Annotated in this window: 20 protein-coding genes; 10 read left to right on the top strand and 10 right to left on the bottom strand. The window is 55.1% G+C overall.

Annotated features, from left to right (window positions below):
- Positions 1-104: 104 nt before the first annotated feature.
- Together ACZ1HE_RS21235 and ACZ1HE_RS21230 are read right to left on the bottom strand one after the other, a co-directional pair.
- Positions 105-752: a hypothetical protein gene (locus ACZ1HE_RS21235; RefSeq protein WP_472624045.1), complete on the bottom strand. Its 648-nt coding sequence runs from the start codon at positions 750-752 to the stop codon at positions 105-107.
- An 80-nt stretch (positions 753-832) separates the two neighbouring features.
- Positions 833-2,530 (bottom strand): sulfatase-like hydrolase/transferase, encoded by a 1,698-nt coding sequence (locus tag ACZ1HE_RS21230; RefSeq protein ID WP_472624043.1) that lies wholly within the window; start codon positions 2,528-2,530, stop codon positions 833-835.
- An 839-nt stretch (positions 2,531-3,369) separates the two neighbouring features.
- Between ACZ1HE_RS21230 and ACZ1HE_RS21225 the strand changes: the two genes are divergently transcribed.
- Positions 3,370-4,377, top strand: a complete 1,008-nt coding sequence (locus ACZ1HE_RS21225) for a tetratricopeptide repeat protein (protein ID WP_472624041.1) — start codon at positions 3,370-3,372, stop codon at positions 4,375-4,377.
- Between the two features lie 354 nt (positions 4,378-4,731).
- Here ACZ1HE_RS21225 and ACZ1HE_RS21220 read toward each other — a convergent pair whose 3' ends face one another.
- Positions 4,732-6,159, bottom strand: coding sequence for an efflux transporter outer membrane subunit (locus ACZ1HE_RS21220; RefSeq protein ID WP_472624039.1), 1,428 nt, complete (start codon positions 6,157-6,159; stop codon positions 4,732-4,734).
- Positions 6,160-6,483: 324 nt separating this feature from the next.
- Here ACZ1HE_RS21220 and ACZ1HE_RS21215 point away from each other — a divergent pair, with 324 nt between their 5' ends.
- Positions 6,484-6,642, top strand: a complete 159-nt coding sequence (locus tag ACZ1HE_RS21215) for a helix-turn-helix transcriptional regulator (protein ID WP_472624037.1) — start codon at positions 6,484-6,486, stop codon at positions 6,640-6,642.
- 165 nt (positions 6,643-6,807) lie between these two features.
- Here the strand turns inward: ACZ1HE_RS21215 and ACZ1HE_RS21210 are convergent, their stop codons facing one another.
- Entirely contained in the window at positions 6,808-7,731 is a 924-nt protein-coding gene (locus ACZ1HE_RS21210; protein ID WP_472624035.1) for an AraC family transcriptional regulator, read from the bottom strand.
- A gap of 387 nt (positions 7,732-8,118) precedes the next feature.
- Positions 8,119-8,412 (bottom strand): hypothetical protein, encoded by a 294-nt coding sequence (locus tag ACZ1HE_RS21205; protein ID WP_472624033.1) that lies wholly within the window; start codon positions 8,410-8,412, stop codon positions 8,119-8,121.
- 435 nt (positions 8,413-8,847) lie between these two features.
- Between ACZ1HE_RS21205 and ACZ1HE_RS21200 the strand changes: the two genes are divergently transcribed.
- The gene (locus ACZ1HE_RS21200) at positions 8,848-9,195 is read left to right on the top strand and encodes an alpha/beta hydrolase (RefSeq protein ID WP_472624031.1); all 348 of its coding nucleotides are present in this window, start codon (positions 8,848-8,850) and stop codon (positions 9,193-9,195) included.
- A 12-nt stretch (positions 9,196-9,207) separates the two neighbouring features.
- Positions 9,208-9,687, top strand: a complete 480-nt coding sequence (locus ACZ1HE_RS21195; protein WP_472624029.1) for a hypothetical protein — start codon at positions 9,208-9,210, stop codon at positions 9,685-9,687.
- 310 nt (positions 9,688-9,997) lie between these two features.
- On the opposite strand, the gene ACZ1HE_RS21190 is transcribed toward ACZ1HE_RS21195, so the two are convergent.
- Complete coding sequence (locus ACZ1HE_RS21190; RefSeq protein WP_472620106.1) at positions 9,998-10,417, bottom strand: MerR family transcriptional regulator; 420 nt, start codon at positions 10,415-10,417, stop codon at positions 9,998-10,000.
- A 300-nt stretch (positions 10,418-10,717) separates the two neighbouring features.
- Between ACZ1HE_RS21190 and ACZ1HE_RS21185 the strand changes: the two genes are divergently transcribed.
- The 4 genes from ACZ1HE_RS21185 (at position 10,718) to ACZ1HE_RS21170 (ending at position 14,534) form a co-directional block, all read left to right on the top strand.
- Positions 10,718-11,176 carry a hypothetical protein gene (locus ACZ1HE_RS21185; RefSeq protein WP_472620107.1) on the top strand — a complete coding sequence of 153 codons (459 nt, stop codon included), beginning with the start codon at positions 10,718-10,720 and terminating at the stop codon, positions 11,174-11,176.
- Positions 11,177-11,181: 5 nt separating this feature from the next.
- Entirely contained in the window at positions 11,182-11,400 is a 219-nt protein-coding gene (locus ACZ1HE_RS21180) for a GDCCVxC domain-containing (seleno)protein (protein WP_472620108.1), read from the top strand.
- Between the two features lie 303 nt (positions 11,401-11,703).
- On the top strand, positions 11,704-13,566 hold the full coding sequence (locus tag ACZ1HE_RS21175; protein WP_472624027.1) for an acyl-CoA synthetase: 1,863 nt from the start codon (positions 11,704-11,706) through the stop codon (positions 13,564-13,566).
- A 107-nt stretch (positions 13,567-13,673) separates the two neighbouring features.
- Positions 13,674-14,534 carry a hypothetical protein gene (locus ACZ1HE_RS21170; RefSeq protein ID WP_472624025.1) on the top strand — a complete coding sequence of 287 codons (861 nt, stop codon included), beginning with the start codon at positions 13,674-13,676 and terminating at the stop codon, positions 14,532-14,534.
- A gap of 242 nt (positions 14,535-14,776) precedes the next feature.
- Here ACZ1HE_RS21170 and ACZ1HE_RS21165 read toward each other — a convergent pair whose 3' ends face one another.
- A complete protein-coding gene (locus ACZ1HE_RS21165; protein WP_472624023.1) occupies positions 14,777-15,169 on the bottom strand; it encodes a nuclear transport factor 2 family protein in 393 nt (130 codons plus the stop codon).
- Positions 15,170-15,316: 147 nt separating this feature from the next.
- Here ACZ1HE_RS21165 and ACZ1HE_RS21160 point away from each other — a divergent pair, with 147 nt between their 5' ends.
- Both ACZ1HE_RS21160 and ACZ1HE_RS21155 read left to right on the top strand, forming a co-directional pair.
- Positions 15,317-18,367 (top strand): adenylate/guanylate cyclase domain-containing protein, encoded by a 3,051-nt coding sequence (locus ACZ1HE_RS21160; RefSeq protein WP_472624021.1) that lies wholly within the window; start codon positions 15,317-15,319, stop codon positions 18,365-18,367.
- Between the two features lie 817 nt (positions 18,368-19,184).
- Positions 19,185-19,598, top strand: a complete 414-nt coding sequence (locus tag ACZ1HE_RS21155; protein WP_472624019.1) for a hypothetical protein — start codon at positions 19,185-19,187, stop codon at positions 19,596-19,598.
- Between the two features lie 279 nt (positions 19,599-19,877).
- Here the strand turns inward: ACZ1HE_RS21155 and ACZ1HE_RS21150 are convergent, their stop codons facing one another.
- From ACZ1HE_RS21150 to ACZ1HE_RS21140, 3 genes are all read right to left on the bottom strand, one after another.
- The gene (locus ACZ1HE_RS21150) at positions 19,878-20,621 is read right to left on the bottom strand and encodes a COG3904 family protein (protein WP_472624017.1); all 744 of its coding nucleotides are present in this window, start codon (positions 20,619-20,621) and stop codon (positions 19,878-19,880) included.
- Between the two features lie 35 nt (positions 20,622-20,656).
- Complete coding sequence (locus ACZ1HE_RS21145) at positions 20,657-21,949, bottom strand: hypothetical protein (RefSeq protein ID WP_472624015.1); 1,293 nt, start codon at positions 21,947-21,949, stop codon at positions 20,657-20,659.
- A 171-nt stretch (positions 21,950-22,120) separates the two neighbouring features.
- Positions 22,121-23,047 carry a 3'-5' exonuclease gene (locus ACZ1HE_RS21140; protein WP_472624013.1) on the bottom strand — a complete coding sequence of 309 codons (927 nt, stop codon included), beginning with the start codon at positions 23,045-23,047 and terminating at the stop codon, positions 22,121-22,123.
- Positions 23,048-23,146: the final 99 nt, after the last annotated feature.

Genomic DNA, 23,146 nt, shown 5'->3' with positions numbered 1-23,146 from the left:
ATTGTAGGCAAACGGGCCATCCGAGCGAACGGTTGAATAGTCGATGCTACAGTGGCGTAGTCCGAACTTGAGGGAACCGTTTTTCCCGGTCTTGTAGGCAGCCCCTAGGGTCGCACTCCAAGCCAGGTCATTTCCCCCGCACCGAAGCCACTTGCATCAGCAGCAGCGACTGCACTCCAGCGGTCGTTGATTTTCCACAATCCACGGATACCGATGACTGGTTCCCACCAGGTTTCAGTTCCACCCAAAGTGGTGCCAGATCCAGGCCCACCTATAATTGCAACCGTTTGCTCAAGGCTGTTGTACCGCGCTCCGGCCTGAACGTCGATGGAATAGGGATTGCCGCTCGCCGTGGTTCCCGATGCGACCCGGTATGCGGCCAGAAGGCCCAGCCATGCCTGCTTTACATTCACGTCAGCGGTTATCGGCGGAGCGGGCTGCGCATTGGCCTCAAGCGCCAGATAATTCATGTCGGCTATGAGGCCCAGGTTCCCGCGCCAGGCTTCAAACCGGCCAGAGATGGCAAAATCCAACAGCTCCAGCGCATCTTTCAGGTTGAGATCCAATGGCACAGTCTGACCCGCCACAGTTGTGGACCCTGTCGTAGAGGCAGGAGCGAACAGATAACCGGTAAGCTCAAACCGCCAGTCGTCCGAATAGCTCAAAGCGAGGGGCTCAGCCTGAGCCGTTCCGATGGAGCCCAGTATCGTTGCGACACAAAGATAGTCTTTGAAAGTAGTTTTTAGGGGCATGTGGAGATCTCATTTCTTGGATGAAGGCGAAGAAAAATCCGGGCCGAAACACGTCCGGCCAGGAAAACCAGTTCGACTGATCATTCAGGTTTTTTCGTCAAGCTCTGAGCGAATAGGATGTTGTCAATCAGGGCTTGTGTTTCAGGGCGCAAGTTTTCAATGCCCCCGTATAGTGGGCCGTGCCCTGCTGGCTGATCCGGGTAAAGCTCTTTCATGCCCAGATGGCGCTGTGCCATGAGGCTGAAGTTAGCACCGAAACCGACACCAATGCGGATGGAGTCCTGGGGTCTGTCTTCTCTGGGATTCTTGTACAGGTCGTACATGGACGCGAGAATTGGATTCCCGCCCGGAGGCGGCAGGTGCATTTTGTACTGCTGTTTGACAAGCGACTTGAGCACGAACCCCTCATAGACAAAAACGTAATCCCGACGTCCGTGTGTTTCTCCAAGAAGCCAAAGTGGAGTTTGGTCGACCCCATCGATGATCCGGTCGCGTGGAATACTGGCTTCGCCGTCACCAAGGCGAGCAAAGGTGGTGAACAGGTCTGAAACATGCGTGATGTCTTTGACCCGCGAGCCTGCTTCGATCATTTCCGGCCATCTGACATAGGCGTTAACGCGAACGCCGCCTTCCAGATGCTCGGTTTTGCCGCCGCGATAAATCCTGTCGGACTGGCCGCTCTTATCCACGAATTCCATGAATGGGCCATTGTCACCCATGATCACGATAACGGTATTGTCCGCTAGGCCAAGCTCTTCGACGCGAGTGAGGATTTCCCCAATGTACTCGTCGATCTTTACGATAGCCTCGGCTACTGGACCACCATTCAGCGTTCTTGCCTCCTCGATGTCGGTTCGAGTGAAGCTGATCGGAATCAGAGGCCAGTATTGCAGGAAGAACGGCTTGTCCTCGGCGGCAAGCTTTTCCAACTGGTTCAGCATGCTTTGTTTGTAACGAAGCCCCATTGCAAGGTAATCATCCTGAGAGAATTGCTGCCCCGGCTCCATGTGAACTTCCCTGATCGATCCTCCCTTTTCGCCGACCGTGCCGTACACCATCGCATAGGGATCAATACGGAACGTATCGTCCAGAATGAGCTCAGTCGAACGAAGACGCAGGTCCACTCCGTCAACATGACCTTCGTTCAACGCTGTCGAGTTCATGAGAGCGAGTTGTGCCTGCTGATGGATCGGATGCTCGGCGTAGTCGAAGCCCTGGTTGATTGCATAGCTCTGCTCGATATCGCCCATGTGCCATTTGCCGATATGAACGGAAGTGTAGCCACTTTCACTTAGAACTTCGGCCAGAGTCACTTCGCGATCCGCCAGTCCTTCGCCCTCGGGCACGGCTTTAGCCTCATCAAAACCCGTGCGAACCGGGTGACGCCCTGTCATCATGGCAACCCGCGTCGGCGTACAGGACGGTTCGGTATACATCCGCATCATGGACATGCCTTGTTCGGCAAAGTCCGAGATGTTTGGCGTCGAATACCCTCTGACGACATCAAGATCCGGCATCCCGAATTCGCCGAACCCGACATCGTCCAGTAGGATGTAAAGGATGTTGGGCGGCTTGCCTCCGTTCAATTCGCGGAACTCGGCCAACTTGGCGTCAATATCCTTGTCCTCCGCTGCCCAACGTTCCCCATGCTGTCGTTCCAGTATTCGATACTCGGCGTCGCGGACAATTGGAGCGTCCTCAGCCATGGCCATTGAAGGTAGGATCAGTGCTGCCAAGCCGCAAATCAGTCCTAAATAGTGGTTTCTTGTTCGCGTCATGTGCTTCCTTGCTCCTATGCCAATTTGAAAGTTCGAACTTTTGTTTGCCAAAAAGGTTCGGCCGCTTCTCGTCATCCAAGGGCAACCCGGATACCTTCACGCTAGTAAGCGGTGGCCCGTCAGGACCTCCGCACCTTTGTCAGTATCTCCTGTTTCAACCCGTCCAGGCTGTTAAGGAGATCGGTTTGAATCTGACAATTGTATTCGTTCTGTTTCTCGGGAAGCTCGCGCAGGTCTGCTGTCAGAAGTTCAAAGTCTTTGCAGATTTCGTCCAAAGCAACGTCGTTAATCCGCTGTTTCTGGATAGTGCTGGCCAACTCCGAAAAACTCTCTTCTATTGCCCCCATACGACCTCCGGAATCCCGTCAAAATCATGCACGACAATGAGCCTTTGAGATGCAGTCACGCCAGTTTCACACGGTGTGAAAGGGGTGAAACACTTTAGATTTTCGAGGCTTGCGACTAATCTGACCAAATGAATGACGCCTCAAACAGTTCCGAACAGGACTTCTCAGCCGCTGATTTTCCGACCGAACTCGACATCCTCGGCGAGTTGCAAAGGGTCAGATCAAGTGAGATGTTCAAAGGGGCCAGTCGGCTCGGGGATCTGCTTGAATACGTGGTGAACCGAAACCTCTCGGATCCATCCAGGAAAATCCTCGCAAAGACAATTGCCGAAGAAGTCTATGGTCGCTCACCCGATCAACACTCTGACAACCACAATATCGTTCGGGTCGACGCAGGACGTCTGAGACGTCGACTGACCCAGTATTATGCCGGACCCGGACAGAATGATCCCATCTTCATCCACATCGATACGGGCGGGTATGTGCCGCGATATGAAGTTCGGCGAACTGACGAAATCGAAGCAGAGGCTCGTCACCAGACAATCGAGATCCCCGCCGTTCGTTCAGGACGGCAAAACGACCCTTGTCGCACTAGTTTTGGCCGCACTAGTGGTAGGCTTTGGCCTAGGTGGTCTGGTACTCCCATTTGGTAAGTCCACGGTTGAACAACCGTCGCAACCGGAATACTCCGGCGACCCAAAATTGGAGGCTGAACGCCTGGCAAGATTGGCCAAATCACCGTCCAGTCTGCAAGCCGTTACTTTATCGGATCACGCCCGGAACATTATTTTTCCAATGTTCGAACGACAACAGCTGGAGCTGTCTCTAGCGATGTTCCAACAGGCGATCCGCAAGGATGCTGGGTACTTTGGGGGGCACGCAGGATCTGCTCAGTGTCTAGCCGCGATGGCCCTTTTTCTTCATGACGGGCCAAAAAGAACGTTACTAATTGAGGAAGCACGACAGAGCGTTGATCGCGCTGAAGAGCTCTCTCCAGCTAACTCCTGGACCCAATCCGCGCTCTCGTGGGTGTTCTACGCGGAAGGGGATATCGAACAGGCCAAGGCACATGCTGACATAGCCTTGAACATTGCGCCGTCAGACGGGAACGTTTTGGATTTCTATGCTATCCTAATGCTCTTTGTTGGTGAACTCGAGGCCGCCCGTTCCGCATCCGACATGGAAAGGCCGAGAACATCCGGCCTTGGCAGGTTTGCGAATCTTAGCATTAACGGGGCGGCGAATTTTCATCTTGGAAACTACCGGGAAGCCATCGTTTCCTTGAATTCAGCAGCAGCGTCCGGCGATCCGTTCTCCGCTCCAACTCTCGCCTATCTTGCAGCTTCTCACCATGCGCTTGGAAATATGAAACAAGCTAAGCGCCATGCCCAGGAACTCGCGGAAAACTGGCCTGACTTTATTCCGGAAGAAACGTTGGGGCGGCTGTACTTGAGGCCAGAGCAAGTGGCCGAGTTAGCTAAGCCGGTTGACAGCGGCTGATTGGGCCAAGAAATTGTAGAGAGATACAGGTTTTCTGCACATTCCAGAGATTCGGATCTGACCAGGTGGCAAGTTCAGCGAACGGCGAGTTCGTCTGCTACCCGGTCATAAGATGCCGCCCGCATCTCGCTGTAACAGCGAATGTCCGGAATGCGAGCTGCAAATGCAGCATCTTGACCGGTGAGCGAACGGCAGGTTTGGGCCGTAAGTGACGGTGGTCTGACTGCCTAAGTTTAATAATGCCGCGCCGCCTCCGAGGTCTGCTAGGAGCCCAAAGTAGCCGAAGCGAAATCGCGACCTTCGCTCATATAGCAAGTTGGATGCGCTGTCTAAAGTCAGCGGTTAAATCAGAGCTTAGGATTGAAAGAAGCCACCAAGAGCGACGTTGAGGTCGACAAAATCCACGGCGAAATTTCGTTTATCCAAGGCCAGTGCATTCTCAGCTAAAAGAAGGGCTCGTTCAGCATCGAGCACTTGCAGAAAGCTGGTTTGCCCCGAAATGTAGGACGCTCGTGCAAGCTCCAACACGTTTGTCAATTCAACTATGGCCTGCCCTGTGAACAATACAGCCTCTTCGTGATTTCTAAAACTCACAAGGGCATCCTGCACTTCCTCAACTGCGGAGATCACGTCGTTTTCCCAACTTAGCTTGAGTTCATCAACACGGGCCTCCTGAAAGCGAACACGCGAGCGTCGCTCAGGCAGTTCAAACAATGGGATATCCAAACCCAGTCGACCGAAGCCTGCCAAAGGAAGGACTTCATTTCCGGAGTAGTTGATATTGATGTTACCGGTCAAACGAAGCTCTGGGTACAAATCAGCTTCAGCTACGCCAACCAAAGCGACAGCTTCAGCTAACCTCTTTTCCGCAAGAACGACATCGGGACGGTTGCGCACCAGATCTGCTGGTATGCCAGTTTCCAATCCCTGAACGACCGGCAATGGCTGTGGCGCTTCTCTGTCCAAACCTTCCCGCGGTCGATCCCAAGCTTGCCCTAGTAGCGTTCCAATTCTTGATACGGATTTGAAGAATAGGATCTTCACTTCCGGCAGTTCTGCCTTTGCGGTTGCGACGAGCGTTCTTGCCTGGGCGACATCCAACTCAGTAACTTCTGGTTTGGAAACAGAGTTCGGATCGGATTGTTGATCGGTGGGGATCAAGTTGGCTGCTTCGGCGCGTGCCTGTTCCGTTGCCGCCAGCGTTTCTTCTCTTGATTGCACCACTCTTTGATTGATGCGGATCAGCTCTTGGAAAAAACGGGCATCAATGTAAGCGGTTGTGAGCTCGCTGAGAAATGTGGTCCGCGCTACATTGGCATCTGCATAGGCAGCTTCCAATCTGTAGAGCGCGGCTTCTCGTTCACGTTTCAGCCGCCCGTAGAGGTCGAGCTGCCAGCTGGCTTGAACACGCACGAACCCGCTGTCTATTCGTCCTTCAGATCCACCCCCTGCGGCCGTAAACTCTGATATGCGCGCTTGGCCGGACAGTGGATATCCAGCCCCTTCAAGAATGGCTTGAGATTGCTCAATCCGCGCAACAGCTCGACGCACATCTAAGTTCTGTTTTAGGCCGAGATTGGCCAAGCGGTTGAGTTTGGGGTCTTGGTAAAGTTGCCACCATTGAGCGCTGCCAACCGGCCGAGAGCGAGCCGAAGTCGCCCTCAAGAACTGAGATGGCACATCTGTTTGGGGTTGGACGAAATCTTCTCCAACAGTACACGCCGCGGACACGGCTAAACTGGACACGGAACCAGTAAGAAATTTTCGCCTGTTGAAATCCATTCGTCGTATTTTCTGATTTGCTCCCGGTCACCTTAGCCCAGGAAAGGCTGCGTAAAAAGCCAACAGACCTTTTGGGATGTGGATTGGCCTTAGAAAGACAAACTTGAAGCGCTTGCTGGAAGCTGGATGCAACTTCCGAAACCAGCAAAGGAAATATTCCTGTGATCCTGCACTCAGCTCAATTAAATACCGGACCACAATCGCTTCTTCTTGTTCATCCAGAGACTGCGTGATCACCGCAGGCCTCAGGGACGCAAGAGCTCCTCTAAACAGCAACATCACGAGAGCGCCAATCACGGTGTCTGACGTCAGCACCAAGCCCGCATGGACCAAGCGGTTGAGCTGTTGATGCTGCAAGGAAACTCTGTCGAGATTGTCTCCGAAGCTCTGGGATACAACGAGCCAGGCAACTTCACACGCGCCTTCACCCACCATTTCGGAGTTTCTCAAACGAAGTACCTAAATGGGCTAGATCGACTTTGAACCAGACCTGACGCCTCCGTTTGAGAAGCACGTTGGATAGAAACGAAAACAACCGGAACAGTTCGTCTTTTTCATCTTAAGCCGCACAACATTTCGGTTCCTTTTTACGTTGATCGAGTTGCTGTTGGCCGGGGTTGTTGTCATGGGTTTGGGCGGTCTGCTGGCTCAGCGTGATTTTAGGTATTCTCTTGGGCTTTTTCCCGCCCATCTGCGGAAGGCCGTTGAGAAGGCCGCATGATCTGCATAGCCAAGGTAGAAGGCGATCTCCGAGATGCTGAGGCCATCATTCAGATAGGTCTTGGAAAGATCGAACCGAAACTCCTCGACCACGTTGCGAAAGCTCGTGTTTTCCTTACCGAGTTGACGGGTTACAGTGCGTCGGCTCATGCCCAGTTCGGCAGCCAGTTCAACGGCTGATGGCATATGACCGGGGAGGTGTTCGAGGATGAGCTTCTCTATCCGAGCTCGAAGGCTGTCTGCCCCGTGTCCGCTCTTCTTCAACTGGGCCGCCCCCAGTTCGGACAGGTAGTCGACCAAATCCGGGTCGTGGTGTGCAAACGTCAGGTCCAGGGTTGTTTCACCGAACACAAGTCCGTTGAAGTCGCTCCCAAACTCCACCGGGCCGCCAGCAAGCTTCTCGAAAGCTCGGACATCCGCTCCTACCTCATGGCGAAAGCAGAGTTTCTCGGGGTGAAATTCCGCGCCTGCAAGCGCTCTCAGGCGGGCCAGCAGGCCAAAGACCAGGAATTCCTGGAAACGGTGATGACGCAGCAAGGCACCATCGCTGCTGGACACTTCCATGGCCTCTCTTGCGTCCCGTTGAAACAGCCGGAAACTGGTTTCCGGATCAGCCAGAACATAGAACCGGACAGAGTTTTCAATTGCCCGGCGCAGTGTGCCCGAACTCCTGGCGATATAGGCCGTCAGGGTATGAGCCTGTCGAAACGCCAGTCCTGTTCGGGCAGCAAAAGCGATGTCGCCAAGCGAGCGGCAGGTTTCCCGTATCAGCGTGGCTTCCTGTTGTGCCGTGATATCGATCTTGTCTGGCTGGTTTGGGTCAACCCCAACCCTGCGCAACAAGCGGGCCAACGCTTCTCTGCCAAGCTCCTTTTCGGCCTGGTCACAGACAAACAAAAAGCGTTCATTCTTCTTTGGTTTCAAAGCGTTTTCTGTCCCACGGCCGAGTCCCACCACCTTACGAGCTTTCGCATTTGGGACAAGGATGGAGTGAAATGGTGGAACGGAGCCGGATGTGGGCTCTGGGAATGAAGGGGGTTGTTTGAAAGGGAATGCACGGAAGCCGGATGCACATCAACACACCAAACCCGGCTTCCGCCCCCGGCGCGTTCCTCCGGGAAAGATGCGGAGAAAGGAAGCCCCGCATCTGTTTTGAGTTTGTCGGCTATTTCATTTGTCGACCGTACTAACGTTCCACCGGGTGTGTTGTTCGTGGCGGTGGAAAGTAGGATCAGAGCATCAGCCGTTCAGGTTGCGTTCCCCGCGCTCATCCTGTTTGCAGTTGCGCTTATCGTTGCCGACTGCGCCTTCGCTCTGGCGGCAGTCCTGACGGTCGGTGCGGCGATCCTGGCGGTCGTCCTGCCGGTCGTCGCGGCGGTCCTGGCGATGGTCCATTCCAACGGTCTGGGCGAGTTCATAGCTTTCGAATTGCGGCGAGGTTTGCGTTGAGTTGCCGGTATCGGCGAAGGCAGCTGTGGCCAATGTCATTGCGGTGACGGCAGAGACGGTTGCTTTGGTGAAGGTGGTGAACATTGTGTATTCCTTTCAGTTCTTTATGGTGTGTTAGTTTGTTTTCCTTACAACACTGAAAGTAGGGTGGGTTCACACGGATCTCTTTTCACCTTGAGACGGGAATGTGTGATTTTGGGACAGTCAGTCTGAAAGTAGATCGTTGGGAACTGACAGTCTCTGTACAACAAATGAGGAGCAACAAGGCGTGTCGCTCCTCAAGAATGGCGTTGAAAGTCTGTGTTCAAAGAGCCAAGGACTGGTTTTCGGCTGCGAGCCTAAGGGCTGGGCGAAAGAGTCCTGACGTCAGAAGAAGTCGTTCTCGAGCGAACGCTGGAATTTGAAGAATAGAAAATAGCTGTCGCGGCGATCCAAAAGTCGGATCAGAGTTCAAATTGCCAACGATGGGAGCCGTGGCTAGGCTCCCCTTTGTAGATTCAACCACGAGGCATTGAACGGATGGCGGATGACAGTCGAGCCTCCCTTTCTATTTCGAGTGAAATCAAGGACGGTATTGAACGGATCAAATATACGCCAAAGGTTAAGAAACACGCGACTCCGATCTTGTTTCAACATGCCATGTGGCACGGCGCTTGGTGCTGGGAACCCTGGCAGGCCATACTCGCCAAACAGGGTTGGGAAAGCCACGCAATCAGCCTTCCAGGCCACGGAGCCTCGCCTATTGAGAAGAACATCAGGTTTGCAACTATGGGGTTTTACCTGTCCATCCTTAAGCAGGAAATTGAACGCTTGCCGCAAAAACCGGTTCTGATCGGGCATAGTATGGGCGGAGCACTGGCGCAGTGATATCTTAAGAAGGTGGCAGATGATTTGCCCGCCGTGGTGCTTGTTGCGTCATGGACTTCGCACAGCACTTGGGCAGACTGCATGCTCAGACATATGATGCGTGATCCAGTCGGGACCTTTCTGGTTGGAATAACACTTTCGACCAATCCATTTATTCGGAGCGCCGAATGGGCAGCTTCAATGCTGATCACCGATGGCGCTACTTTTTCCCCGGAAGAATTGCACTCTCGGCTTGATCAGGAATCCGCGCTCGTTCTCAACCAGCACAACCCACCGTTTTGGTCACCGAAGAAGCCGGTACGTTCTCCAATGCTTTGGCTGGCAGCGGAAAACGATGCCGTTGTCAGTTTGAAGGGCGCCCGACGTTCAGCAGAATTCTACGGTTCTGACTTCCATGAAATTGCTGGTGCTAGCCATAATTTGATGATGGACAGGACCTATCAAGAAACGGTGTTGCAGATAGATAGGTGGCTCAGCAAATCCGTGAACTGAAGCCCGTATGGAAACATGGACTGTTTACAACAAATTTGCGCAACTTGATGACAAGTGTGCAAAGCTTCTTGGGTCCGCATTTGGCTGGAAGCCGTCGCCTGCAATATCGCGCTATCCTTCGTAGTCGGGCTCGGCTACTCGGAGAACTCCAAAGATCCTGGGAGGAAGCTTCCTCGGCGGTTAGGACTCAGTGACCAAAGCAGATTCCGGCCCAAAGCAGCCATTCAAGTGGTGCTAAATCGCCGCGGCGCAGCCTCCCAGAAGCGGACGATGATACTAAGTGCAGAATTTTGAGGGGGTGGAAGACGGCTCAGCGGACTAACCTGCCGTCCGGCCAATGTCCTCTTGCCCTTAGCGCGTCCAGCATCGGGCAGGCGTTTTTGCCATTTGCGCAGTTGGAGACCAACTCTGCCAGAGCTTTTTCAAGCTGTCTCAACTCCTTTAGCTTCACTCGAACTTCCTGAAGGTGTTTTCGACCAAGATGCTCAACCGTCCCACACGAGTCGCTTGGCGCATCGGCCAGATCACGCAGTGCCACTACATCCGCGATTGAAAACCCAAGATCACGGCAACGCCTAATGAAGCAGAGCTCGGATACTTCTTTGTCCGTATAGGTGCGTCGTCCAGACGCTGTGCGGCCTGCTTTGGATATTATTCCTTCTCGCTCGTAATAGCGAATGGTCTCAATGGAAACGCCGCTTTGTCGGGATGCTTCTCCAATCGCAATCATGTGATCGAACTCCGCTTGATTCTGTAGCCACTACAGGATGCATAAGTCCGGCATGATGTCGAATACCGAAACTTTAATTGATGGAACCAAGGGGCCGAACCGCCTGCTAATCGGCGGTGCTGGATTGCTCGCTTTGCTCAGCGCGTCATGCTGCGTCCTACCGATTGGCCTTTCCATAATTGGCTTGGGCGGATCATGGCTTGTCATGCTTGGCCCATTTGTAGAATACCGCGTCGAAATTCTCGCGGTCGTAGGGCTGATACTAGTTTGGGGGTGGCTTCGTCTTTTGCGACGTTGGCAATGCGCAAGCCAAAGGCGCTCAACTGTGGTTTTACTCAGCTTAACAACACTTGCTTTCATTCTCGCAACCAGTTCACCGCTGTGGGAGGAAGACGCAGCGAGAAAAATGTTTGCTCTATGGCGGGAAGCACGCCAATGAAGAACTACGTGCAAGCAAGTTTCTTGGTGTCAGTATCAGCGCTTGGAGTGGCTGCGTGTTGCGTTCTTCCGATGACGATGATGCTCGTCGGATTAGGTGGCGGTTGGCTTGCCGTCTTTGGAAAAATCGCCGCAATTAGCTTTTATGTGTTGGCGGGTTCAACGCTGGTTCTCTTGTTGGCATGGCTCTTTGCCTACCGAAAAGGTTCTCTATCTCACCTCAAATGGTGGCTCGCAGGAAGCACCGTTCTAACTGCCCTCGCGTGGGTCGTCGTGTTTAACGAGGCTCGCATCAATGACTATCTGATAACTCTGATGTGAAGAACATGGATGATCAACAAATCGAACTGAACAGCAAAATCACGTGTCCAGAGTGTGGACATTCGCAGGTGGAAACCATGCCAACAGATGCGTGCCAATGGTTTTATGAATGCAAGTCTTGCCATGCGGTGCTGAAACCGCTCGAAGGGGATTGCTGCGTCTATTGCTCTTATGCAACCGTGCCTTGCCCGCCGATACAGGAAGGTAAGTCCTGCTGCGCATAGCAAAAGCCGCCGTTCGCTGCGCTCCAACAAATGAACAGGTTGGGCTCGAAGAAGTCGTTCGCTGCCCGCTGGACAAATGTCTGCTTAGGGCTGGATCCTGCCTCAGAAAAAATTGACTACAAGTGGACCTTCGCCGCTGTGTGAATGGGTCTTCGTCAATTCGACACTTCGAAATGACTGAGATTGGCTTCAAGTCGTTGTAGTACCGATCTGCTTCCATGCCCGAAGCGGTGCATCAGGGTTGCATTTCCTGACACTACGACAAAAGCTTAATAAATCCATTAACGAGGGCGAGGACACTTCATGGCCATTCTGGGAAGCCAGCCGATCAGATCGCAACGTGACCTGCGTGAATTTGAAGCCGAGATGACGCTTGATGCGCGGTTGCCCGAGCAAAGCATTCTGGAGGTCTTTGAAAACAGCGCCGCGCGAGACCCCGAAGCAACCGCGCTCACGATGCTGATGACTGGGGCCGCGGATGAAGAGCCGCGCCGTGTAACCTATCAACAATTGCTGGGACAAATCAGGCGCGCGGCAAATCTATTTTCGGACATCGGAGGGGATGCGCCGGGTGTTGCGTACATGCTGCCTGCGCTGGCTGAAACGCATGTCACACTCTGGGGCGCGGAGACGGCAGGTTATGCCGTGCCAATCAACTTCCTTTTGCAGCCCGAGAGCATTGCTGAACTTCTGAAAGCTTCCAAAGCCAAGATTCTGGTAGCTCTCGGCCCTCATCCGCAACTGGACATCTGGGAAAAAGCCCTGGCGCTGCGGGCCCAGATCCCGGATCTCGTTCTTGTGCGTGTATCTCCTCCGGGTGCGCCAGCCGAACCTGGCGTGGTCGATTTTGCCGCAGCCTTGATGGCGCAGCCTGACGATCACCTGACGTTTGGAGAGGCGCGCAGCGGTGCCGATCTGGCCGCCTATTTTCACACCGGAGGCACAACCGGTGTGCCCAAACTGGTGGCACATACACACCGCAGCCAGTTGGTCGCGGCATTCGGCGGGGCCGTCATGTGCGGCTTTCGCCCAGATGATGTGTTTACCGCGACCTTTCCCCTCTTTCACGTCGCGGGCACGATTGTGGGCGGGCTCAGTTGCTTTATGGCCGGTGTTGAATTGCTGGTCATGACACCAGCGGGCCTGCGAAATCCGGCGGTCGTTGGAAGTTTCTGGCGGCTTGTTGCGGAATACAACGTGACAATCGTTGGTGGCGTACCGACTGCGATTGGCGCAATTCTGCAAACGCCGGTCGAAGATCACGATATTTCGCGTGTTCGCGCGGGGGCCACCGGTGCATCCCTGTTGCCGCCTGCCGTGGCACAGAAATTCAACGAGGTCACTGGCTGCACTCTCTTTGAAATCCTTGGCATGACAGAAGCTTCCGGCCTTATCAGCATCGATCCCCTTAGTGGTTCCGGCACCGCAGGTTCCGTAGGCTGGGCATTGCCATACACCACCGTTGAGGTTCGGAAACTGGAGAGTGACGGGCGTTTGGGCGCGCAATGCGACACCGGAGAGATCGGTGTCATCGCAATTCAGGGCCCCCACGTGTCTCCGGGATACAGCGATCCCAAGCACAATGACGGGGTTTTCGCAGATGGTGTGCTGAACTCGGGTGATCTGGGATACAAAGACGCGCAGGGGTGTCTTTATGTTGCGGGCCGCTCAAAAGACCTGATCATTCGCAGTGGTCACAACATTGATCCGGTGATGATCGAAAATGCCATGAGCACGCATCCGTCTGTGGCTTTGGCGGCGGCTGTGGGAATGCCAGATCCCTATGCCGGAGAACTGCCGATGTGTTTCATCCAGCTTCACCCATCAGCGCAGGTCGACCTTGAAGACCTTATGGAGCATGCCCGACAGACGATTGATGAACGACCGGCCTGGCCAAAGTTCATTCAGGTTGTTGACGAGATTCCTCTGACTTCTGTGGGCAAGATCTACAAACCCAGCCTGCGGTGCGATGCCGCCAGTATGGTTGTCTCAAATCTACTTCATGACGAGATGCAGTTGCCCGAAGCCCAAGTGACAGTCGAGGCCGGAGGACCCCGCGGGTTGTGCGTGACGGTGTCGCTGTCAGAGGGCGACGGGTCTTCTGCATCTCGCGTGGAAGAAAGGCTCCAGGACTTCCTGTTCGAAACACGTGTCACTGTCGCGTAGCCGGTGTTGCCTCTGAGCAAGGCGCGGCGCAGATCACCAAGAACATTGCTTTGGACACGTTCATTGTGCGAGCCTGAAGCGTGCACGTTTCGGATTGGGAGAACGAAATGGCTTTGCCAATTGGAGTGATGTCGGTCTTTGCCGCTTTGGTGGTCTGGGCCTGTCTTGCGGTTTACGCGGTCATGCGCGGGAAGTTCCTGCCGGTACTGCTCTTTGGTGTCGCCCTGATGCTTTATCTGAACCTTGGCTATGTTGTTAACGGCCCTGCTGCTGCGATTGCCAATTTCGTCGGCATCTATGACGTCCTGATCAATTTGGGCTTAACCGATCCCACCACGGCCAATGCCGTTTTGACCTGCCCTGACAACTCTTGTTCGGTCTGGGGCGACACCTATACCAACCATCCGGCGTGGGGTGTGGCATTTTACGACCGTTTCGCGAACGGCCCCGAGATGCGGTCGGCGCTGCTATTGGGCCATGTCATCTGCAATTCCATCGTCTTCGTCCTGATGCATGTGCAGATGTTTTTTCCCGGCGGAACCGGGCGCAATCATGCGCTCATTGGTCGTATCAGCTTTGCCGTACTAACCCTCGGCGTTGGCTGCGCGGTAATCCTTGCGGCCCAGCACGGCTCAGTCGGTGAGTACGGCGGATTGATGTCGTCTATGGGCTTCTTTTCTATGTCGATGTTCGTTTATGCCACGGCGGTCATGGGGGTGCTTGCGATCCGTCGGAAGGACACCTCTGGGCATCGCATCTGGATGTGGCGTTTTGTCGGCTCGATGTGGGGCTCGTTCTGGCTGTTCCGGATCGTTCTCTTTGTGATTGATCCGCTCTTTCGCGACATGGAGGCGCTCGCAATCCAGATCTGCATTTGGGGATCGGCACCCGCAGGCATCCTGATTGCCGAAATAGTTCGCAGAAAAGTGGATGCAAAATACGCAGGCGTACCGCATGCAGCCGAATAATCTAGTTATTTGGTCTTGAGCTGTTTCATACCTTTGTCCAAGCAACCTTTTGGGCAAATCTTGGAAGCAAACTCTTCTTTGGGGCTCGAAGCGGACCTTAGCCGCATGATGCATCAACGCCTGCTTTGGGCCGCGAGTGACCGAAGTCTAGCCGCCTAATTGTTAGAATGCTGCTCCGCTTCCGAGGTCTGCTACGAGCCCAGAGCAGCCGCAGCTGGACAGCTTGTGTCGTTCGAAAGTTGTCAGCCCGCAACCTGCCGTTCGTAGTCAACGCTGTCGAACCAGCCGAGCGAGTTGGTAACCCTACAGTCGTCATCAAGATCCCATTCCTCCCAGCCGCTGGCACGGACGAAATTGCCGGTTTCGGCATGGTGGCCCTCCAGCGTCCAGCCAAAGACGGCGTGGTCGCCTGCCAAGCGGGTGAAATCGCAGGTCAGCTTGAGATCGCGGAATGAGCCCATGAAGCCTGCGGCCATGGCGACCATCTCCTCGCGGCCGAACTGGTTTTCGCCGCGGTTGATGGTAATACCCTTGCCTGGTGCATAGTGGTCGGCCACTGCCTCAGGGTTACCGAAGTTCCACGCCGCCGAGTAAGCGACGACCTGATTGTCAAATCTGTGCTGGTCAATCGGCATTTTGAGCCCCATCAAATTTGTCGCTCCGCTTACCCTGCTGGACAGATCGACGGATGTCCATCCAGACCCAACCAAATATTCATTTGCGGCATACGGGTTATCCATGGAACATACTACCTGCACCAATGATATCGGGGTATCGCAACAATGCCGGATCTGTCGCAATGGCTGTCGACCCGCAATTTGGCCGGGCTGGAGACGATCCTCGCCGAAAACGAGGTCGATCTCGATATTCTCTTTGACCTCACCGACGAGGATATGCGCGAGTTGGGCCTCTCGTTCGGCGCTCGCAAACGACTGCGCGCGGCGCTTGAAAGGGAACAGGAAGATGCCACTTCCTCTGTCCTGGAACGCGGGAGCAGAGAGGCGGAGCGGCGGCATTTAACCACGATGTTCGTCGATTTGATTAGCTCAACGGAGTTGTCGAGAACGCTCGACCCAGAGGACATGCGCGATGTGATCACCGGATATCAAAATGCGGTGGCCGGAATTGTCACGCGCTACGAGGGGCAGGTCGCAAAATACATGGGTGACGGTGTGCTCTGTTATTTCGGCTGGCCCCGTGCGCATGAGGACGACGCCAGCCGGGCAGCGCGCTCGGGGTTGGAGATCATTCGTGCGATGCAGGGCATGCGCGCGCCGGACGGACGCGAGCTGTCGGTACGGATTGGCGCCGCCACCGGGCTGGTCGTGGTTGGGGACCTGATCGGCGAGGGTGCAGCGCAGGAAGAGGCAGTGGTCGGTGATACGCCTAACCTCGCTGCGCGGCTGCAGAGCGTCGCTGAAACCGGCCAGATCGTTGTGGCCGATGAGACCCGGGCACTGCTGGGGCAAGATTTCGAAGTTTCCAGCCTCGGCGAAATCGAGGTGAAAGGAGTGGAGTGGCCAGTAAAAGCCTGGCGGGTCGAGATAGAGCGCAGCCTCGCAAGCCGGTTCGAGGATGACACGCAGGCGTCGGCGACGCCGATGGTTGGACGTGACCATGAGCTGGGCCTGCTCATGGAGCGTTGGCGCCGAGCCGAGGAGGGCGAAGGGCAGGTCGTGGTACTCACTGGTGAGGCCGGGATTGGCAAGTCACGCCTGACCCGGGCTGTGATCGACGAGATCGCGCGGCGCGAGCACTATCGGATAAGCTACCACTGCTCGCCGTACCACGCGGATTCGAGCTTCTATCCCGTGATTCAGCAACTCGAGCACGCAATGGGCCTGACCGAGGGAGACAGCCCGGCAGACCGGTTTGACAAGTTGCGGACGAACTTGCGCAGGGCCGATCCGCGGATCGTTGCCGAACTGATGCAGATCGACATGACCGCTGAACTCGGACCGCTCGACCTGACCCCGCAGCAGGTGCGAAATCGAATTATGGAAGATACTGCCGAGGAAGTCAGGGCGCTCGCGCGCGAGAAGCCCTCGCTGATGGTGGTGGAAGACGCACACTGGATCGACGCCTCCACCCTCACGATGCTCGAGGCCTGTCTTGACCGAATTACCACTGAGCGGGCAATGATCCTGATCACTGCGCGACCGAGCTTTGCTCACGGCTTTGGCGGCCATCCAATCGTCAGTAAGCTGGCGCTGAACCGGCTCGGCTCAGACCAGACGGCGGACGTGCTTGCCAAGATCGCCAACGGGAAGACGCTGCCGGCTGAACTAGTCGACGAGATTATTGCCCGCACCGACGGGGTGCCGCTGTTCATCGAGGAGATGACCAAGACCATCCTGGAATCGGGCGAGCTGCGCGAGACGGACACAGCCTATGAGCTGGTCGGCCCTCTCAGCCGCGTGACCATCCCGGCGACCTTGCACGATTCACTGATGGCCCGGATTGACCGGCTACAGCCGATTAAGGAGGTGGCGCAGATGGCGGCTTGCATAGGACGGCGTTTCGAGCGTACGGCCCTCGAAAAGATCGCAAGGGTCGATGAGCAGGCGCTAGACAACGCGTTGGTGCAGCTTGAACAGAGTGAGCTTATCTTCCGCCGTGGCGCGCCGCCCAATGCCAGTTACGTCTTCAAGCACGCGCTGGTGCGAGACGTTGCCTACGAGAGCCTTCTCAAGCGCCGACGGCAGGAGATCCACGGACGGCTGGTGCAGGTGTTCGAGGCCGAAGGCGCCGCACCGGAGCTCGTCGCACACCATGCTACCGAGGCGGGACTGGCAGAAAAGGCGGTGGAGCTTTGGGCTGAGGCAGGGTCGCGGGCGCAGGCGCGGCCCGCTTATGACGAGGCGGTTAATCATCTGAAAATGGCGCTGAAAGAAGTGGCTTTCCTTCTGGACGACCCGGCCTGGCGCGAGCGCGAACTGGCGTTGCTTGTGCAACTGGCACAGGTTTATATCGCCAAAGAGGGCTACGCTTCGGCCGAGGCTTCGGAGGTGTTCGACAAAGCAATGCAGCGGATGGCCTCAACCGAGAGCGCCGAGTTGCGCGTGGCAATCTACTACGGCGCTTGGATCGCGCCCTATATCGGCAACCGGCTTCACCGCGCCTACCAGACTGCTAACCAGCTGGTGGGCGAGATGGCCGGAGAGGCCGACCCGATCCCGCGGCTGATCTCACGCCGGATGCGGGCGGCAACGCTGATCGCGATGGGGCGTTCGCCTGAGGCGTTGGAGGATCTGAACACTGCGTATTCGCTGTACCAGAAGGCGGAGATTTCTGACTTTTCCAGCAAGTTCGCGCAGGACCCGGGCGTGCAGATCTGGTGCTACATGCTACTGGCGATGTGGATATGCGGAGACCGTGAAGGTGCACTGGCTGTCGCCGACCGCTCTATGGCGCGGGCGCGCGAGCTAAACCACGCCAACACATTCTGCTATGCCGCGCTGCACGACATCATGCTGGCAGTTTGGGAAGGCGACATCTCCCGCGCGCGCGAAGTAACAGAAGAGATGCGTCGGGTCGGCATGGAGCACGACATGACGCTATGGAAGCTCTTCGCCAGCATTTACGAGGCGGTAATTGCATGCATGACCGACGACCCAGACGGAGCGGCAAAACTCGACACTGCGCTGGAGGCGTACCAGGCAGCGGGATGCTGGCTGTGGGCACCCTTTTCATCGCGGAGCAGGCCAAAGCCCGGCTGCGCGCGGGAGACGCACTCGGAGCAGTTGAAGCGGTCAAACGAGGGCTGGCAGAGGCGGAGACCTGTGGCGAACATTGGGCGGAGCCAGTGCTGCAGCGCGTTCTCGGGGACATAAGGCGAGCGGAAGGTGACCCCGCTGGCGCTGCGCAGGCCTATGAGCAGGCGATTGCGAATGCGCGTGCACAGGGAGCGGTGCCTCTGCTGGCGCGGGCCGAGGCTGCGCTAGCTGCGCTTTGACGCCAATGAGCTTTGAAATTGAACCTGAGGAATGCATCGACATCAGGGCGATACCTGCCTTATGCCTGCGCTAACTTACGGACGGCATCAGAGTGCTGATAAAACGCGCTGCACTGCTGCGACGTAGTCCTGTATTTGATGGGCGCGCGGCCGAGAATTTCGCTGCACTAGCATCAGGCCGGTTTGTCCGCGATCCCGACCTCCGTCCGCCTAACTATATTGCAGGCGCAGCGAAGGTCTCCTTCGACGGGTGGCATTGCGGCGTAGGTGTCCTTGGTCGAACGACAGCTTTGGGCCGGAAGTGGGCCAAACGCCAAGTCCCTTTGCGGCTTTCTCATGAGAAGCTGTGTGACCGAACCGCCTTGCCAGATTCCCCAGATTTTCTGTCTACGCGACAGACAACCAAGCAGATTTGGCTCCAGCGACACACCCTAAACGGGAAGGTTCCCGGAACACGCGGTGAATTTGCGATTCCCGAATTCTTTTGTTGACGCAAGCAACAGCGATCTAGCAGCCTCAGCCTATGACCCACGCAACGAACCATTGCCAACGAATATCGGACTGAGTTCGATAGCCCACATAACCACTTGTGGGAGGCAGCACTGGTAAGTGATCGGGTCAAAGTCACCTCACTTCAGGAATAGTTGAAAGAGCCGACATGGCTCTGTGCCTCCTACTTTGCCAAGGAGGTAAGAATGCCAGATACAATCACACCGAACACTGACACGCCGTGCCGACTCCAAGACTTCAGAAACGACGATCTCGTTGAAGAAATCAAAGCCCGCATCTTAAACAGGGAACTCGTCGAGACGGTCCTGTTCGATCTAACTACTGGCCGGATTTACTCCGATCTGGAAATGGAGAGCCGACGCTTCTTGGGGACCGGCACCGCAATGCGCATCATCTTCCCGATGACGGGCTTCGATCCGGATAGCGTTTCACACCGTCGGGTCGAAGATGTTCTGATCGATCTTCCAGACGATGATTTTAAAGCCGTCAGATCAGCTGTTCGGGCTGAACTCGAAGAGGGCTTGCAACGGCTCGTCAAACACTTGGAAGAGGTTGGTGCCAGCGAAATGCGGGAACAGTCTGCATCGGAGACGCCATGACCACCTATCGCCACCGCCCGCTTATGCCTTCGGTGATAACTCTGACGCCGATGTGCCAACGAATATCATCGTGAGGTCGATGTTCATCCACCCCATTTGGGAGGCAGCATGGGTATGCGGGCGGGGCTTATATCCCTGTAGCTCCAGATTAGAGTGCACGAGCCGGTTCGAGTCCGGCGCCTCCTACCAATTCAAATAGAAGCGATCTGTTGTCGGACAGCACACATATGTTCATGGGCAAGTAGAGCCGTTTTCAGCCTACGGCCGCTAAAGTGCAGCCTACTTGATGATCTGTGTCGCAATGCGTGTCGCGATCAATTCGTCTTCGACCAAAGCGTAGATCTCCTCCGGCGGAGTTCGAAGCGAGTAGATCATTAAAGACGGATCCACTCCCATCTCGATTAGGTACTCCATGGTTTCGCCTTGGCTGACTTGGATATCTTCTACGGCAAACACCACGGGCAGCAGTTTCGGCTGTTCATAGTAATGCTGGTGCAGTCCAACAACTGATTGAAGGGAAACCGTACGCTCCGTTCCGGCCGCCAAAACATATGGACAGCTGGATAGGCAGAACGCGTTTGAAAACGCTCCTGTTTGAAGGCCCCGCTCTCTGATGAGGCGGCCAATCTCTTGAGCCTCGGCAACAATTCCACCTGGGCTGTGCAAGGCGACCACTTGGGGAATGGTCGGCAGGGTATCCAAGTAATCCTTGAATCTTTCAGCGTCGCCGACTTCGATACCGCCTGACAGCAACACGACCTCACCAATGCCATCGACGGACAATTGAGAGAAGTTGAGGCGATCCGAAAACTCGTCTGGCAGCGGCATATCCGACGGCTCGTCCACGGTCAGAAGCCCAGGGTTTGGTCTGTCGGTTCGATATTCACGTCTTTGATCGCCAGGCGACACTGGACCAACAGGCAGCTCTACTGGCTTCCGGAACACGTTCGGAAGATCAGGGACCAATTCGTTTGCAATCAACAGCCCGGCCAATCCAAGTTGGACGATCAAGACTGTTCGCATTCCATGCCGTGGGTCGAATTTTGGGAGCCAGCGCGTCATGCGTTTTGGTCTGTGTCATTTTTGGATGAAGACGTTCGTTCGTGGATTGCCGCGTCTGCGGCACCCATCGTGATCTCGACATCCTTCATCGCATTCATGGCAGCCTTGAGGTCGGCAAGCGTGAGCGTCTCCTCGATGCTCATTCCATCTCGACCACTTCTGATTGCAGCCTGAGTAATGGCGAGCACGAAGACCAAGACCGCAGGCAACAGATCAATTGCGATTGCTCCGGCCCAGGACGGAACAAAATTGTGTGCATAACGTATGACGGCATCCGCTGCTGAAATCGGATTGTAGGCGGTCTCAACCGGCGGTTCCATTTCCAGGACTTCCTGGGCGGCGTTCTTCAAAGTTCGGCTTCGCTGATCAAGCGCATCAAGCACGGAATTGATTGTGGCAGATTGAGCATCTCGAACTGTCGAATTCCGTCCGTCCAGCTCAGGAAGTACAACGGATGCAGGCAGGTCTTCTGCGGCTCGCACCACTAGAGCAGCGACACTGTATTGATTTAGCTGCGAGAGAACTCCAGCCAGCTTGACGCTTTCCTCCGAAAACTGAACCGATCTACGATCAACTGGTCCCGGAGCGACGGTCAGTTCGCGCATACGCGCGAGGATTTCGTTCCCATCTTGAAAGGCATCTTCGATCAATGGCTGTTGAGATGCGATTTGCTCTTCCAGGTTTCTGAGTTCTTCGGACTTTTGGGTAAGCACTCGGAACACAGCGCCTTGACCAGCAGTACCAGACAACTCACCAGATCGTTCTAGTTCCGCGAGTTCTTCAAAGCTCTGTTGTGCGCGCTCCACCTCGCGGCCCAATGCCTGACCGCTCAAGGCGATGTCGTGCGCTTGCTCCAAGGCTGATTGGTAGTCGCGCACCGTGTTTTCCAAATGCTGCTCTACAGCGGCTGATCCAGCGAGAGCTGCTGCGTTCAGCCAGCTCGACATTGCTATGATTGCAATGGACCCAACCATTGTGGAGACGGTGAGGCCGATGAAGCCAGCGGCTGACCGCATGGAGGGCAGCAGTCGCAGCATGTAACTCCAGAAAACGAAAATGCCGACCGAAACCGCAATGGAGTAGGCGACAGCTGCAAAGAACGAAATCGCGCCGTTGTCTTCCAGCAATGAGGAGACACCAAGGTAGGTGTAAATGCCTGATGCGATGGCGAGTACACCCAGCGCGGCTGGAGTAAACGTATCAAGCCAGGCAAGATGGCCTTCCAATTCTTTTGCTGTCCGCAGCCCCTTGGCTTCTTCTGCTGTTAGGCGGCCATTTTCGTCAAACATTGATGAAGCCTTCCAAGAAAAATTTTGCGATGCGCTCAAACTTGCAATGAGCATCTTGGGCTAGGTATGACCGCTAGAGCTGGATTTGTTACGAACGCTTGCCAATGGTTTTTGTTTTTTTGCCAAACCCACAGAGTTTTGTGGATACGAGCCTGGCAAACGCCCAAATCCTTAGACGGTAAAAACGTACACGGTGACAAAACCGATCAGAAACGAGACCAAAATCATCCAGAACCAAGAATTGGCATTGCCCTGAGGCTCCTTCAAAACAATGATCGTTCTGGCAGTTGGTTGCTCGGGATCAAGCGTATGACGTGAGTGTGGACTACTGCCTTGAACCTCGTCCAGCCACCCTTCTGTTTGCTGCCAGCCTTCTTCCAGATGCGCACCGGATAGATCATCGCCCATTCTGGTCAATTGGCCCAATGGATGTCCGGTCAAGAAGTCAGGCTTATAGTATTCCTCTCCCGGTCTAAGCTCGGGCTCCAAAGCAAAGGTATCTGGGCGGTCTGTTACTCCAGGAACGTTTTTTCCGCTGGCGACAATTACATGCAAGAACTGAAACGTTGCCAATGCATCGCTCAATGCCTCGTGAGGATGGTGTGGAATACCAAGAGTATCAGTAATCGTAGTTAGTTTGTTGTTGGGGAAGTCGTAAAACTGGCGAGCCAAAGCGAGAGTGCAGATGTACTCTGGCTGAGTCCATGGCACTCCGGCTCTTTCGAATTCGTACTCCAATCTGGCCAAATCGTAGCTGACATTGTGGCCGATCAGAACGGCTCCTTCGAAGAACTCAGCGATCTCGTGAGCTCGGTGGCTGAATGTTGGACTGTCTTCCACGTCTTCGTCGTAAATTCCATGAATGCGGCTGGCCCTTGATGGGATGGCGCATTCTGGATTCAGCAGCATGTCAATAGCGCGCACATTCCCGTCGTAGATCATTTCTCCCTTCTTCGCGGATTGAAGGGGAATTGTTACGTCAACTGCGCTCAGTTGAACCACTCGGGCATCATTGCTCAAACCAGTGGTTTCGGTATCAATGACAATGTATCGAGGGCCATCAACGACCGCCAACGTGCTTTCTTTAAAATCGAGCAATATTGATCTCCAGTAACTGGACTGGAGCTATGGACGAGCGCGGATCTAGACTTTTGGTTTCCTGCCAAAGGTATTTGAGAAACCGCCCAAAGTTTGAAG

This window comes from Falsiruegeria sp. JB4-1, from assembly GCF_055693495.1.
This window is presented reverse-complemented; position numbering and strand designations above follow the sequence as displayed.